The 12,987-nt window shown below is 60.8% G+C and carries 11 protein-coding genes; 4 read left to right on the top strand and 7 right to left on the bottom strand.

The genetic code is table 11. From position 1 onward, the window contains the following. Positions 1 to 133: 133 nt before the first annotated feature. Positions 134 to 1,669, bottom strand: coding sequence for a helix-turn-helix transcriptional regulator (locus AB5767_RS07505; protein ID WP_368132632.1), 1,536 nt, complete (start codon positions 1,667 to 1,669; stop codon positions 134 to 136). A gap of 370 nt (positions 1,670 to 2,039) precedes the next feature. On the opposite strand from AB5767_RS07505, the gene AB5767_RS07510 reads away from it, so the two are divergent. From AB5767_RS07510 to AB5767_RS07525, 4 genes are all read left to right on the top strand, one after another. Next, a complete protein-coding gene (locus AB5767_RS07510) occupies positions 2,040 to 2,777 on the top strand; it encodes a DUF4428 domain-containing protein (RefSeq protein ID WP_368132888.1) in 738 nt (245 codons plus the stop codon). A 24-nt stretch (positions 2,778 to 2,801) separates the two neighbouring features. Beyond that, positions 2,802 to 4,124, top strand: a complete 1,323-nt coding sequence (locus AB5767_RS07515) for a hypothetical protein (RefSeq protein ID WP_368132499.1) — start codon at positions 2,802 to 2,804, stop codon at positions 4,122 to 4,124. A 49-nt stretch (positions 4,125 to 4,173) separates the two neighbouring features. Further along, positions 4,174 to 5,415, top strand: coding sequence for an SPFH domain-containing protein (locus tag AB5767_RS07520; RefSeq protein WP_368132500.1), 1,242 nt, complete (start codon positions 4,174 to 4,176; stop codon positions 5,413 to 5,415). A gap of 80 nt (positions 5,416 to 5,495) precedes the next feature. Further along, positions 5,496 to 6,338, top strand: a complete 843-nt coding sequence (locus AB5767_RS07525; protein ID WP_368132501.1) for a hypothetical protein — start codon at positions 5,496 to 5,498, stop codon at positions 6,336 to 6,338. A gap of 109 nt (positions 6,339 to 6,447) precedes the next feature. Here AB5767_RS07525 and AB5767_RS07530 read toward each other — a convergent pair whose 3' ends face one another. The 6 genes from AB5767_RS07530 to AB5767_RS07555 all read right to left on the bottom strand — a co-directional run bounded on the left by AB5767_RS07530 (position 6,448) and on the right by AB5767_RS07555 (position 12,968). Continuing rightward, on the bottom strand, positions 6,448 to 7,068 hold the full coding sequence (locus AB5767_RS07530; RefSeq protein ID WP_138375254.1) for a response regulator transcription factor: 621 nt from the start codon (positions 7,066 to 7,068) through the stop codon (positions 6,448 to 6,450). Continuing rightward, positions 7,065 to 8,558, bottom strand: a complete 1,494-nt coding sequence (locus AB5767_RS07535) for a sensor histidine kinase (RefSeq protein ID WP_368132502.1) — start codon at positions 8,556 to 8,558, stop codon at positions 7,065 to 7,067. Before AB5767_RS07535 ends, AB5767_RS07530 begins: the two co-directional genes overlap by 4 nt. Positions 8,559 to 8,560: 2 nt before the next feature. Continuing rightward, positions 8,561 to 10,360: a histidine kinase N-terminal 7TM domain-containing protein gene (locus tag AB5767_RS07540; RefSeq protein WP_368132503.1), complete on the bottom strand. Its 1,800-nt coding sequence runs from the start codon at positions 10,358 to 10,360 to the stop codon at positions 8,561 to 8,563. Between the two features lie 253 nt (positions 10,361 to 10,613). Then, entirely contained in the window at positions 10,614 to 11,258 is a 645-nt protein-coding gene (locus AB5767_RS07545; protein WP_368132504.1) for a DUF4867 family protein, read from the bottom strand. Between the two features lie 144 nt (positions 11,259 to 11,402). Continuing rightward, entirely contained in the window at positions 11,403 to 11,891 is a 489-nt protein-coding gene (locus tag AB5767_RS07550; RefSeq protein ID WP_055310646.1) for an S-ribosylhomocysteine lyase, read from the bottom strand. A gap of 102 nt (positions 11,892 to 11,993) precedes the next feature. After that, positions 11,994 to 12,968: a nucleoside hydrolase gene (locus AB5767_RS07555; protein WP_368132505.1), complete on the bottom strand. Its 975-nt coding sequence runs from the start codon at positions 12,966 to 12,968 to the stop codon at positions 11,994 to 11,996. Positions 12,969 to 12,987 lie beyond the last annotated feature (19 nt).

Here is a 12,987-nt window from a genome sequence, read left to right on the forward strand (position 1 = left end):
TGGCTCAGCCCGATGGAGTACCGCAGGAAGCTTGGATACGCCTAGGCGCGGTCCAAGAAATCGTCCGCACCCCCTTTAAGGTCCCGTGACTTTAATTTAGGGACTATTCCACCGCAACTTATTGGAGGATTAGCTAGTCCTTGGGTGTCCAGGACCAGAAGAAGTTGATAAGGGCCACACGTGAGGTGGTGCCGGTCTTTTTGTTGATCGAGGAAATGTGACGATAGAGCGTGGAGCGCGAAAGGAAAAGCGTTGTGGCGATGTCCTGAACGCTCTGGTCCGAAACGACCAAGGCCTCAAGAACATCGCGCTCGCGCTCTGTAAGCTCAAAGGTGGCGACGAAGGCATCGAGGCGCTCATCGGACGTGAGCTCCGCTGCCTCCACGGGCTCGGGGTCGGAGCACGTGGGCGCAAGATTCCCACCAAGATCGTCGGTGGCAAGTGGCAGGCCATCCTGCATCACGGCATCATCGGCTCGTTGCCCCAACTGCCCCAGCAGCGTAATCGCAATGCCCGCAAACATCACGAGCGCCGCACCGATCGCAGCCAGCACGTTTTGACTCGAGATGATCGCCACTGCCGGCGCCGTCACGAACATCGAGCACACGTTGTTGACGACGCGACCCATGCACGGCCAAAAATATGACCAGCGCGCATAGAGCGAGACGGCGGCATATTTTGTGGTAAAGAACACCACGAAAAAGCCCGAGCCCAGATAAAAGATGATCGTGGCAGCAAGCTCGTTGCCGCCATTGCCATCGACGATGAGCACAAAGAACGAAAGCGTGGACAGTATGGCGGCACATGTCATGCCGATATTCATATACGAGCGGCCGTGCAGGTCAAATAGTGCGCCAGCGACCAACGAGCTCACGACAAGCAGCAGGCGCGGCCAATCGCCCAAATCGACGGTTCCGACAGCATGCAGGGTCGTGAAGCCCGCGTTGAGAGCGGCGAATACGCTGGAAAGATACGCCGTCGCCACGGTCAGGCGAACTACGGCGCGACGGAATGCCGCCTTTGCCTCGGGATCGTCATGCCACTTGGCGCCATATTCCAGAGCATCTACCGAAAGCCCGGCAGCACTGGGTTCAAAGCTGGGATCGGACTCGTCGCGCAGCTTGGCGCGTCGGGCACCGTGGAGCAACGCCACCTGCGCGATCGCACAGACGACCAGAACAGCCTGCTGAGGAATGCCGACAGGCATCACCATGTGGTTGAGAACCTGCACCAGAACGCCCATGGCGTAAGAAAGTGCGGCGGCGCGCGCCAAGCAGGGCGTTCGCGCAAAGCGCCTCGCAAAATTTGCATGAGCAGTCGATCCGCAGTAGCCCAGCGCGCAGCACGCCACCAAACCGCCGGCAATTACCACCTCAACCTGAACCACCATAATCAACAGCAGCAATGCCGCCACCAGCAAAACGCCCGTGACGTCACTCGTTGCGTCGATAGCATGGGGACGGCGATAGTACAGAATGGGACGCACAAAGAAGCCAATCACGCTCGCGCCGATGACAAGGCTCTCATAAATAACGACCTCGTTCGGAGACACGAACTCGGCCATGCGCACATCAAAAAGATACTCGCACGCCAAAAACGTGAAGAAGAACAGCGCCAGGCATATAATCTCCCGAATGCCCCGACGCAAATATGCGTTTGTGTCTCCCATGCCCCTCATGGTTAACCCCCAGCCGCTCAATTGTCTGGAAATCTATTTTAATAAAGAACCAGTCTCAATATCGAAGCCAGGCTCGAAATGCTGCCAATTCGACCCCAGCCGTCCACATCACGCCGCGATTTTGAGCCGCATGGACCAGAAGGGACGCGCGCGATCTCTAGCTCGGCCAGGAGTGTCCCCAACTACCACTCATTTAAGTACGTCCCCAATGAGTGGCCGAAGAGTGTCCCCGGCGTCCAATCAAAAAATGGGCCATGTGTCCCAGTTGTGGAGACTCCTTGAGCCGTCTGGGTATCGCGAAGGATCGCGCACTCCCCCATCATCAAAAGTGACACACGCTACCAGTTGATGGGAGGCAGCCATGGGCTTCTTTGACAAGATGTTCGAGAAGAAAGAGTGCGCGATTTGCGGTACCGAGCTGGGACTTCTAGGTAAGACAAAAATCAATGAAGGCTACCTGTGCAAAGAGTGCGCCGGCAAGCTCTCCCCCTACTTTCACGGCTATCGCTCCAGCACCGCGGACGATATCCGTGAGCAACTCGCCTACCGCGAGGCCAACGCCGAGCGCCTGTCTTCGTTCAACCCCACGCGCACGCTTTCTGCCGGGCGCACCAATATTATGCTCGATGAGGACGCGGGCCTGCTGATCATCACTTCGCAGAGCCGCTGGCGCGACGCCAATCCCGACATCATCGAGTTCTCGCAGGTACTCGGCTGCGATATGGATATCGACGAGCAGCGCACCGAGATCTATCGCGAGACCAAGGACGGCGAGCGCGAGAGCTACAACCCGCCGCGCTACGACCTGGATTACGACTTTAATCTGACCATCCACGTCAACACGCCGTACTTTACCGAGATCAACCTGCGCGTGAACGACTCCACCATCGATCAGCGCGGCTCCATCGAATATCGCGAGGCCAAGCGCCAGGCAACCGAAGTCCGCGATGCGCTGGTGCAGCTGCGCCAGGAGACGCGGGACAGCGTCGTGGCCGCTAAGGCCCCCAAGACCGCGGTGACCTGCCCCTACTGCGGAGCCACCACCATTCCCGATGCCAGCGGGCGCTGCGAATACTGCGGCGGCGCCATCGGCGCATAGCCCCCGGCACGGAAAGGACCGATCATGGCCTTCGAGAGCGTTAACTATCAGTGCCCTGCCTGCGGTGGCCCCTTGCATTTTGCAAGCGCCGAGCAAAAGCTCGTCTGCGACTACTGTGACTCGCGCTTTGAAGTCGAAGAAGTCGAGGCCCTCTATCGCGAGCGCCAGGACAAGGCAGACGCCAAAGCCGATGCCGCAGCCGCAACGCCAAAGCCCGTCGCCGACGACGCGGTGCAGGAGCTCGCCCAAAACGCCGGCTACATCTGCTCGTCGTGCGGCGCCGAGCTCGTGTCCGACGGCACCGTCGCTGTCACCACCTGCCCGTACTGCGGCAACTCCGCCGTAGCGCCCGGTCAGCTTTCGGGCGACTTCTCGCCCGACCTGGTGATTCCATTTAAGCTCGGGCGCGATGACGTCACGGCCGCACTCAAGGAACACTACAAGGGCAAGATCTTGCTGCCCAAGAGCTTTGTCACCGGCAGCCACATCGACGAGGTCCAAGGTGTCTACGTGCCGTTTTGGCTCTACGGTGCCCGCGTTGACGGCGAAGTGTACTTTGACGCGACCAACGAGACCGTGACCGAGGAATCCGACCGCACCGTCACGACCACCGACCACTACGACGCCTACCGCAAGGGAAACATCTCGTTTAAGCGCGTGCCCGTCGACGGATCGTCCAAGATGCCCGACGGCCACATGGACGCCATCGAGCCGTTTGACTACGATGCCCTGCGCCCGTTTTCGGTCGCGTATATGCCCGGCTACATCGCCAACCGCTACGACGAGGACTGCGAAACCTGCAAGGCGCGCGCCGAACGCCGCATGGAGGAAAGCACGATCTCGGCCCTGCGCGAAACCGTCGTCGACGAATATGACGATGCCACGGTCGAAAGCAAGCAGCTCGACTACACCTGGGAAGACAGCGACTATGCCCTGTTCCCCGTGTGGATGCTTTCCACCTCGTGGAACGGCAAGAGCTACCTGTTTGCCATGAACGGCCAGACCGGCCGCTTGGTCGGCGAGCTTCCTTGCTCCAAGCCCAAGCTCGCTATCGCCTCGGTGCTGTTCTTTGTGATCGGATTTGTCCTCTCCCAGATCCTCTTCATGGGTGAGAACGCCTTCGATCCGGATTACCTCACCTTTGATATCGAGGGCATCCTCATCAACATCGTCGCGCCGCTGATCATCGTGGTCATCGCAGACGTGCTGCTGGTGGGCCAGCTCAAGACGGCCAACGAGGCCACCCACGCCGATGAGTATTGTGGCGAGCTCGACCTGACCGAGAAGCACGACACCTTCAGCCACACCGAGACCACCGTTGTCATGAAAGACGACAAGGACGATTAGTCATTCTGACCAATAACCACCCGGCCTTTGACGAGAAAGGAAGATCACCATGGGACTCTTGAAAGCTGGATTGGGAGCTGCCGGCGGCGTCATGGCCGACCAGTGGAAGGAATTTATCTACTGCGAATCGATGCCTGCTGACGTCTTGGCCTGCAAGGGCAGCAAACGCACCGGTGGCCGCAGCTCCAACACGCGCGGCGAGGACAACGTCATCTCCAACGGCTCGGTCATCGCCGTCAACGATGGCCAGGGCATGCTCGTGGTGCAAAACGGCAAGATCATCGAAGTCGCGCTGGAGCCCGGTGAGTTTGTCTTTGACACCGGCAGCGAGCCGAGCGTCTTTAGCGGCAACCTGGGCAATTCCATCAAGGAGACCTTCGCCAATATCGGCAGCCGCTTTACCTTTGGCGGCGACGCGGGCAAGGACCAGCGCGTCTACTTCATCAACACCAAGGAGATTATCGGCAATAAGTACGGCACCGCCTCGCCCGTGCCCTTCCGCGTGGTCGATAACAACATTGGTCTGGACGTCGACATCTCCGTGCGCTGCAACGGCGAGTATTCGTACCGCATCACCAACCCGCTGCTGTTCTACACCAACGTATGCGGCAACGTGACCGATAGCTATACGCGCGACAAGATCGACAGCCAGCTTAAGTCCGAGCTGCTCACCGCCCTGCAGCCCGCCTTTGCCAAGATCTCGGAGATGGGCATCCGCTACAGTGCCATCCCCGGCCACACCACCGAGCTCGCCCGCGCGCTCAACGAGGTCCTCTCGGCCGACTGGCGCGACCTGCGTGGTGTCGAGATCGTGAGCTTTGGCGTTAACTCCATCGCCGCCTCGCAAGAAGACGAGCAGATGATCAAGGACCTGCAGAAGGCCGCGGTCATGCGCGATCCCACCATGGCAGCAGCCAACATCGCCAGCGCCCAGAGCGACGCGATGCGCGCGGCGGCCGCTAACCCCAACGGCGCAATGGCCGGCTTTATGGGCATGGGCATGGCAGGTGGCATGGGCGGCATGAATGCCAGCCAGCTGTTCGCCGCCGGCCAGGCACAGCAGCAGGCCGCCCCGCAGCCGGCTCCGGCGCCCGCCCCCGCACCGGCCCCCGCCGCCGCACCCGCGGCCGGCACGTGGACCTGCAGCTGCGGTGCCACCAACACCGGCAAGTTCTGCTCCGAGTGCGGCAGTCCCGCGCCCGCCCCCGCACCGGCCAAGTGGTTCTGCCCCAACTGCGGTAGCGAAAACGGCGGCAAGTTCTGCAGCAACTGCGGAACGCCCAGGCCCTAGCGCCCCTAACTGGTAATGAGCGGGGGATCCGCCACCCCCGCATTTGCTTCTATGGGTTTCGTTCGATGAAGGAGGACACCATGAAGACAACGTTCAAAAAGTCCGTACTCGCATTTCTGACATGCGTCCTGGCGCTCGCCTTTGCCCTGACGGGCTGCAGCGGCGGCGGCAAAGACCCCAAGGCCAACTTCGTCGGCAGCTGGGAACTCTCGGGTGGAACCGTGGATGGCGAAGAGCTGACCGATGAGTACATGAAGATGCTCGAGGATTGGGGTGTCCACTGCGTCCTGATTCTCGATGAGGACGGTACAGGCGCCCTCGACCTGTTCCTTGAAGTCGTCGACCTTAAATGGGAGGCAAAGGACGCCACCACCGTAACCATCACCGCCGAAGATGAGTCGCACGACATGAAGCTCAAGGACGGCAAACTCATCCTCGAAGAAGATGACGGCAATCTTGTCTTTACCAAGTCCGACAAGGACCTGTCCGGTACGGTGAAGAAGGATCGCGAGGCGGCCGAGAAGGAAGAGGAGATCGATGAGGCCGTCGAAGACGACGATGTCCAGAGCGTCGAAATCTCCCCCGCCGTCACCGTCGCCGATGACGATCTGTGCACCATCACCATCACCGAGAAGTTCAAGGACGACTGGGGCGACATCGGCTTTGTCGTCAACATCACCAACAAGAGCGACAAGGACCTGACCTTCTACGCTCCTTCCGGCAAGACCAACGTCAACGGCACCATGAAGGAACCCTGGTTCTCGGCTCACCTGATGCCCGGCACCAACGCCACCGAGGAATTCACGTTCTCGAACGGCGAGCTTGACAGCCTTGACGACCTGGTCAACACGACCATCGGCATCGACGCCTATCTGACCGATTCCTACGAGGACGTCGCCTCCTACAGCGCAACCATCGCGTAGCGGCACGTAACATCAGCCGCGGATTGGCGGACACATCCGCGCACACCAGGCGGGGCCGCAGGAGTTGATCCTGCGGCCCCGCCGTTTTTATGCCGATGTATAACGAGCGCTAGCGCTCCATGTTGGGAACGATACTGCCCTCCGTTACTGCACGCACGGCCAGGCGCATGATGTTGTCGTAGCCGGTCTTATTGAGAATCTCCGAGATACGGCGTTTGATGGTGCCCTCACTCATAAACAGCTCGGCCGCAATCTCGCGGCGGCTTTTACCCTCGCAGGCAAGGCGCAAGATCGACAGCTCGACATCGTCGAGGGCCGCCGTGCCCGAAAAGATGCTCTCGGGCGGCTTGGGAAACGTGCAATAGCCCGCCAGCGTGGAGCGCATCACGGCGAACAGCTCGTCGATACCGACGTTCTTGTACACAAAGCTGTCGACGCCCGCCTCGCGGGCCTGGTCCACAAAGGTGATCTCGGGCATACCCGTCATGATAATGACGCGGCACTCGGGCAGTTGTTCTTTAATGCGCGCCGCCGCCACGATGCCGTTGGAATCATGCTCGGTGCATACGTCCATCAGTATCATGTCCGGGCGCTCCTTGAGCACAACGTCCAAGGCATCCGAGGCGTCGGCAATCGCGGCGACAACGGTCATGTCGGGCTGGTCGCCCACGGAACGCGCCAGGCTCTCGCGCAGGATGGCCTGGTCTTCGACTATAAGGACGCGGATCATGAGCTTCTCCTTTGGACCGTAGCGTTGGAGGCGAGCGGGATGGACACCGTAAGCGTGAAGGGCGGGGCGGTGCGGACTTCCAGGCTGCCGCCCAGATTCTGTGCGACATGCCTCATACCTGGGATACCCGTTCCCTCGCGATACGATACGGGGGCCGGGGACCCGTCGTTAGAAATCGTCATGCGCGCGACGGCGCCAGCATCCGCCCCCTCCTGCCACAGACGCACGTGGACCCGATGCGCCTGCGCATGCTTGGTGGCATTGGTCGAGGCTTCGCGGATAATCTGCAGAAAGGCTGCGGCGACACGCGCGTCGCTTGGCAGCTCGCCCTCCACATCGATCTGCACGCTCACCAGGCCAAAGGCATGGACGATATCGCCCAGTTGTTCTGCCGGTTCGGCGTCGCCCCCGCTGCGCAGATCGGCAGCGATTGAGCGCAGCAGCGGGTCAATCTGCTCGAGCGACTCGTCGTCCAGGCGCCCCTCCTCCAGATAACGATGGAGGATGGACAGGCGCTGCCCGATCACGTCGTGCACGCGAGCGCGCATACGCAGATAGGCCGCATTATCAGCAACTTTTTTGACTTCTTCGATCTGGGCTTGGAGCTCTTGGCCCGCAAGCTCAAGCAGGTGGTTGGCTTGCGCCAGGCGATCATGAGCATGCGCATACTCTGTTACATCCAGACCGATAATGCGCTCGAAGAGGCGGCCCGAAACCATAACGTCATCGTGCACAAACAAGCGAATCTCGGCGGGAGAAATCTCGATCACCGCGCGAGCCTCACCAAAACGGTCCAAGTTAATCCGCACGCGGTTCCTACTGCTTTCGGGCATTTGCATGCTAAGTTTGCGCAGGTCGTTCCATGTGCCGCTCATGTCACCTAGATCGGTGGGCATATGAAGTTCCACCAGGTTTTTGCGCATGCAGCGGTTCATGAGCAGCGGACGGCCCCTCGGGTCCAGATACAGGATGCCCACGGGAATCACGTTGATGGTCTCGATCGTCGAGAACGCGGTGATATCCTCCTGGCGGTTACGGACGTCCATCAAGAGCGCCGCGATGGAACGGAACAGGAAGAACGCTCCCTCTGCGATAAGGACAACGGTCCACGCCGAGCCCATGGCAAAAACCACCGGCGGTGTAACGGCGACAACAAGCAGCAGCTCGACCAGCATGACGGGGCGATGATAGCGCACCATAAGCACCACGCCATAGGCAAAGATTGCGGCATTGAGCCACAGCACTCCGCCCATTGCCCTGGCGCAAACGTCAAGCGGCGCCACCAGATACGAGCCAGACGACGCGAACAGGATAAGCGCCGAAACCACCAGGTGAAGCACGAGGCTCGCCTCGTAGGCGCAAATCACCTTACGGTTATAGGACGAGCGGCGCGATGAAATGAGCGGGACGTGGATCGTCTGCAGACACGCAGCCAGGGCAAAGACAACATTGAGCGCAACGATTTGGGGAAGGATGAGCGAAATCTGCATCGTCACTCACCCGCCCGCGGCATCAAGACGATCATGCGCAGCTGGCCGGGCTCGCCCTCAAGGCGGTATGCCACGTTGCGCCCTTGCAGAGCGCTTTCGAGCTCTTGCGCAGCGGGCGTCTGCGAAAGATCTGCATCATCGTTGGAAAAAAGCGTGGCGCGCAGCTCGACACTGCATCGGTCATGGTCGCCCAAGTGATACATAAGCGCCGGATGGTCGGTGGTGTAGGCAAAAAACGCAAAGTCATACACGCAGTCGTACAGGGCGCTTACCGTACTGGCGTGCATCGGGCGCCGTATGGCGATAATCGAGGCGCAATCGATATCGATGGTGCGCAGGTCGCTTGCGAGCTCGTTGGCAATGAGCTGAATGCGGTCGCGATCAAAACCGCTCTCCCCGTGCTGCGCCAACGTGAGCGACCCCTTGCGCTTGCAATAGGCGACGAGCATCTTGGCGCGCTGCAGCATGCGGTAGCGCTCGTGCGAAGACGCTTCGTCGGTCAACGGCGGCAGCGAGCTCAGCAGGTTGTACATCCCTTCGAGCGCGCGGGCAAGCGCTTGATCCACGTCTTGGACCAGCAAGGTCTCGGCCTCTTGATCTGCCAAATGCGTCTTAAGGTCGTAGTCGGCGGCGAGCAGCTCGTTTTGACGCTGCAACTCCATGCGACGATGTGCCAGTTCACGGTTAAGCTCGTTGAGCTCCAACACGTCTTGGGCAAGCAGGGCCGATCCGCCCAGCAGTGGAAAGGCACGGTACATCACATCGGGATCGGACGCCACGGCAAAGGCATGGGCGCGGCCGTGCTCCTGGGTTTGCAACTCCTCGCGCACGCCTACCGGCGTTGGCTTTGACACCGGCGTGGCATAGACCTCCTGCAGGTCGCGCGTTAGAACTTTGAGGTCAAGCGGCAAGGTGTCGAAGATGCCGGCGATGTCGTGATACGACGGAATGACACCGCAATCGAGACAGCTTTCCATCGCCACCACGCACAGGACGCAATAGACGAGCGAAAAGTTGAGCCTCCATGCCCAGGGCACGCGCAGAGCATACGAGATGGCAAAGAATGCGCCACCCAGCAGTACGAGCGCCGCCGTGCCCGAGAAACGCTGGACGCGAAAGGACGAGGACCGACCAACCAGGACAAAAAAGGCCACGAAGTCAAAAGCCGTCCACACGAGCACGGCGAAATAACCCCAGCCGTACGTGTAATCGTTGCTCCAGGTGTCGCTTGTGCGGTCAAAGCGAAAGACCTGCTGGTGAAAATCGTTGGTGAGCACAAATCCGATAAGCAGGATGGCCACAATCCACAGCGCAGCGCAGTAGCGGCGACCCAGGCGGTGTTGCTCCAGGCCCGCAAGGCGCAGACCGCACAACTGGTAGAGCAGCGGAATGAGCGTCATGGGCACGTAGTACAGGTACCACAGCACGGTGGCATAGAACGGCGTGAACGACTTGTACTTGAGAATGACTTCGATCATCCACAGGGCGCAGATGGAGGCGATGGCAACAAGGCGGCGGCGCAACACATAGTCCAAACAGCGCAGATAGACCGATACGCCCCAGATCGAAAATATAATTGCGGCGACAAGCAGCGGGAGAGAGCTCGAATGGACGAGCGCATCCACAACCTCTTCGGACACCTCGCTATAGGCGGGCACGGCGTTAGAAAGTTTGGGGTCGAAGGCGAACAGCGCCGGCAAGACTGCCAAAAGCATGAGGAACAGCGCGGTGATGACACCGGCGATAGCAAAGACGCGGTGGCGGTACACCCGATGTGTTATGCCAACAAGGAATCGCGGCATGGCGAAGAGCCTGCCACCCCTGGGATCCGCCACGGGAGCGGATCGGGCGGCCGCGTGGCCGATATGTCGCTCGCGGGTACCCATAGTGCTTTTAGTGTACCGACAGGCAGGCTCAAAAAGCGGGCCACATGTCCCAAAATCCGCAGACGGCAAGGCGCCCGGCAGCCTCCCCCGTCTGGCACTTCCCGATATCCGCCCGCCCCAAACCACCGCAAAGGGGACAGGCACCTTTGTGGTGGTTTGGGGCGATGCGCTAGTCCACGGTGATGTCGAGGTTTTTGCCGATGAGGCCTACGTAGCCGCCTTCGGCTGCCTTGGGGCTGTCGGCGTGGCAGAGGACCCACTTGTCGGCCTTCCAGTAGCAGTAGCTGTCACCGGTGGCAGGCATGTCGGCCGCGGCCTCGGGGCGCGGGCCGTTGGTGCCGGCGGGCAGCGCCACCATCACCTGGAAGCCACCGTCGTCGACCATGCACGGCGTGTAGTGGAGCGTGGTGTTGAAGACTTCGACGACCGTACCCGCCGGCACGCGAAACGCCTTGACGCACGCGGTGTCGAGCTTGCCGTCCTCGATCTCCCAGCGATGCGCCACGAGCAGGATAAAGTCGCGAGCGCCCAAGTTGAATTCGCTCGCGCGGTGATACTCCAGGCAGTTGAGTCGTGTATTGTGGCCGTTGCACCAGCCGAGCTGGAAGGGACGGCCACCAAACATGAGAAAGCCAAGCTTGTCGGCATCCTTGACGTCCTCGAGCTCCGGCGCACTCGCAACGTACTTGCTGCCCTCGGGAATGGGCGTGGCAGAGAGCGCCTCGAGCACGGGCGACGTAAGCTCGGACGGAACGTTATCCCAAACGTTGCCATAGGACTTGAACTCGGGATCGTTGACAGAGTAGATATGCATGTTCGCTCCTGTTCGTTTATGTGACAGTATGAACATTCTAGAACAAACATAAGCGATTTTAAACACTCGTCCCGACCACTCAGCAAAAAGGCGCCCCCGCACAAGCGAAGGCGCCCAATGCGCGCGTTTTGGGCGATAAAGCCCTTACGCCTGCTGATAGTGCAGGTGCTTCTCGTCGATATCGGCCAGGTCGCGGTCGAGGTAGCGGCGCGCAAGCCAGTTGGCCATGGGGAGGTTCTGGTCCAGGTAGTTACCGCACTCCTCGGGAGCGGCACCGGGGACATCGCCCTCAAAGCCGGCGACAAACTCGAACAGCTCACGCACGAGCGGCAGGATCTCCTCGCTCGTCACCTCGCCAAACACAACCAGGTAAAAGCCCGTGCGGCAGCCCATGGGGCCAAAGTAGACAATGCGGCCCGACCACTCGGCATGATTGCGAAGGAACGTCGCGCCCAGGTGCTCGATGGTGTGGCACTCGGCCGTGTTCATGACCGGCTCCTTGTTGGGCGTGGTCAGGCGCAGGTCAAAGGTGGTGACGGCGGCCCCGGTCGCCGGATCGCGGTCGATGCGGCTCACATACACGCCGGGCTCAAGCAACAGATGGTCAACGGAAAAGCTCGCAATGCGCTCCATGGCAGATCCTCTCGGTAGTCAATTTGGGACGGGCTCTTTTAGCTGGTTCGAATGGTCGCACCAATCATAACAGTCAAAAAAGCCCCGTCCCAAAAAGACAACTTAGCCAAGGACACGGGCCATACGCGTCTTGAACTCGGACAGGAAGCGCGGAGCATCCACGGTCAGTGCCACAAGCGTGCTCTTGTCCGGATCGGACAGGCGGCGCTCATCGCAGATGGTGCGACCGCGGTACTCGCCCAGCAGATCAACACGCAGGTTGCAGCCGAGCGCACCTACGAGCGTGGGGTCGATCGCCACGGCAACGGCCAGCGGATCGTGCAGCGCACAACCACCCAGATAGGGTGCGTTCATCTCGTACGAGCCAATGTAGTGCTCGACCATGCTCGCAAATGCGCAGCCCGCCATGGTGCCCGAGCCCGTCCAGCCGGCAATGTCGCGGCGTGTGAGCACCACGCGATGCGTCACGTCCAGACCCACCATGGTGAGCTTACGGCCCGAGCGCAGCACCGCGTCGGCTGCCTCGGGGTCGCTCGCCATGTTGGCCTCGGCGCCCGCGCTCACGTTACCGGGCACGGTAAGGGCGCCGCCCATCACGACCACGCGGCCGATGGACATCATCGCCGCCGCATCGCGCTCCAGGGCGAGCGCCAGGTTGGAGAGCGGGCCAGTCGCTACGTAGACCAGATCGGGACCATAAGTGCGCGCGGCATCGATCAGATAATCGACCGCAGCGTTGCCGTCGGCCGAGGTCGCCCCCACCGGCTCGTAGGGCGACGCGGGCACGCTCGCGCCGCCGATGCCGTTCTTGCCGTGAATGAGCGCGGTGGACGCCGGCGGCGTATAGGGCTCAGTCGCCTGCAGAGGACGGTCGGCGCCCAGGTACACCGGCACCTCGGGGCGACCCAGCAGATCGAGCACCGCCAGGCAGTTGTGCGCCGATTGCTCGACGCGCACGTTGCCAAAGCACGTGGTGATGCCCACGAGCTCCACCTCGGAGCTCGCGATGGCATAGGCCAGCGCCATCGCATCGTCCACACCCATATCCAGATCAAGGATCAGCTTCTTGATTGCCATTGTTCTACTCCGCTTCTCC

The organism is Collinsella aerofaciens, from assembly GCF_040926265.1.
GTDB classification, from domain to species: domain Bacteria; phylum Actinomycetota; class Coriobacteriia; order Coriobacteriales; family Coriobacteriaceae; genus Collinsella; species Collinsella aerofaciens_BB.